A 1,939-nucleotide genomic window follows, 5' to 3' on the forward strand; every position below is an offset into this window, starting at 1 on the left:
GCCGTTTCCCCTTCCGCCGGCGGGGGGGAAACGAGGGTCCTCGGCTCGACGGGGATCCGGGTCGCGACGGTGGGGATGGGCGCCATGATCACCCGGGACGCGGACGTGATCCGCTACGCCGTCGACCACGGGGTGAACTACGTCGACACCGCGGACTGCTACATGGGCGGGGAGAACGAGCGGATCGTCGGGCGCGCCCTCGAGGGGGTCCGGGACAAGGTCGTGCTCGCCTCGAAGGTGCACATCGCTCCGGTCGACCAGATGATCCGTTCCGTGGGGAGCAGCCTGCGGTCCCTGAAAACCGACGTCATCGATATCATGCAGCTTCACGGGATCCGCTCGGAAGAGGAGGTGGCCGACGGGTACGCCCGGGAGGCGCTCCAAAAACTTCTCGAGCAGGGGAAGATCCGGGTGCCCGGCGTCACGACCCACAGCGGCCAGGGGGAGGTCCTGCAAGCAGTCCAGAAACACGGGTTCTACAAGACGGTTCTCGTGGCGTACAACTTCCGTTCCGACACGGGAATCCGGGCGGCGGTCCGCAGCGTCTTCGGATCGGGGGAGGGTCTTTCGGGGACGATCCGCTCCGTCGCCGCCTCGGGAGTCGGGATCATCGCCATGAAAACGCAGGCGGGGGGATACTCCGCCCCGGAGGTTCGCCTGAGTCCCCACCAGGCGGCGCTGGCGTGGGTCCTGGAAAATCCCGGCGTGGCGACGACGATCCCGAGCATGGTGAGCTTTTCCCAGGTCGACGAGAACGTGAGGGCGAGCGGCAAGCGCCTCGGGTGGGGGGGGAGAAAGGCCCTGAACCTGTATGCCCGGGCGATCGGAGACCGCCACTGCGGCCTGTGCGGCGAATGCTCGGGCTCCTGCCCTCGGGGCGTGGATGTCCCGTCGGTCCTGCGGTCGCTGACCTACCTCGAAGGGTACCGCCGGGAAGATCTCGCCCGGGAGGCGTACCGGGAGCTGGGTCCGGATCGCGCCGCCCTTCCCTGTCTCACCTGCGGATCGTGCGCGGTCTCCTGCCGGCTGGGGCTCAAGGTGGGGTCGCTTGCCCGTCGCGCCCACGGTCGATTGGCCTGAAGGAAAAGAAGATGCGCCGGGCGGGACGGATATTCCGGGAACAACCGACCCTCGCCGCGCTCTCCGTGGTTCTTCTTTTCGCGGTGTCGCGGTGCGCGGGGATCCCCTTCCGGGACGATGGCGACTCGTTCCTCTTCCCCCGCCTGGCCGAGCGGTCGTGGATCGCGGCGGAGCCGGCGCGCACCTTCGGGCCGGCCAACCTCTACGAGGAGATCGACGGGGAGGCGGAGTTGTTCCTCCCGTACGCCTTTCGGGAACTGACGGTGGCGATCCTCACCCCGGCGGGGAACAAAACGGCCGAAGTCCGGCTCGAGCTCTTCCGGCATGCGACTTCGAGGGACGCTTTCGGCGTCTATTCCCAGCACCGGTTCCCGGAGCAGGAGAGGATGAAAGTGGGGACTTCCGAGGCGGTCGTGTCGGCCACGTCGCTCGACTTTTTCCGGGGGACGCGGTTCGTTCGGCTCCGGTCGGCCTCGCGGAAAGCCACCCGGACCGATCTCGAGAACCTGGGCCGGGAGATCTCCGGCCTTCTCCCGGGAACCGGCGATCCGCCCCCCGAGACGGAAGCCCTCCGGATCCCGGGTCTGGTCGACGGGACGATCGTTTTCCACCGGCGGGCCATCCTCGGGGTCGAGGCCCTCGCACCCGGATACGAGGCGAAGTACGCGGCGCCGGGGGTGGCGGCCACCCTGATCCTGATCCCCCCGGAGGATGCCGTCCCCGCTGCGCAGTTTCGGGAGAGGCTCTCCCGCGCCCTTCCCGGGTTGGAACGGGTCGGGGAGGATCTGGTCCGGGCCGACCTTCCCACGGGGACGCTCTGGGTCCTGTCCCGCGAGGGGTTTCACCTCGGCGTGGCGGG

2 protein-coding genes are annotated in these 1,939 nt (G+C 68.8%); both read left to right on the forward strand.

What is annotated here, in order from left to right; translation table 11 throughout:
• Window positions 1-1,080 (forward strand): aldo/keto reductase (locus VJ307_08360; GenBank protein ID HJX74153.1); only part of this gene is annotated, 1,080 nt, incomplete at its 5' end.
• An 11-nt stretch (window positions 1,081-1,091) separates the two neighbouring features.
• Window positions 1,092-1,939, forward strand: an 848-nt coding sequence (locus VJ307_08365) for a DUF6599 family protein (protein ID HJX74154.1), incomplete at its 3' end; no start/stop codon positions are given.

This window comes from Candidatus Deferrimicrobiaceae bacterium, from assembly GCA_035256765.1.
Taxonomy (GTDB): Bacteria; Desulfobacterota; Deferrimicrobia; order Deferrimicrobiales; family Deferrimicrobiaceae; genus CSP1-8.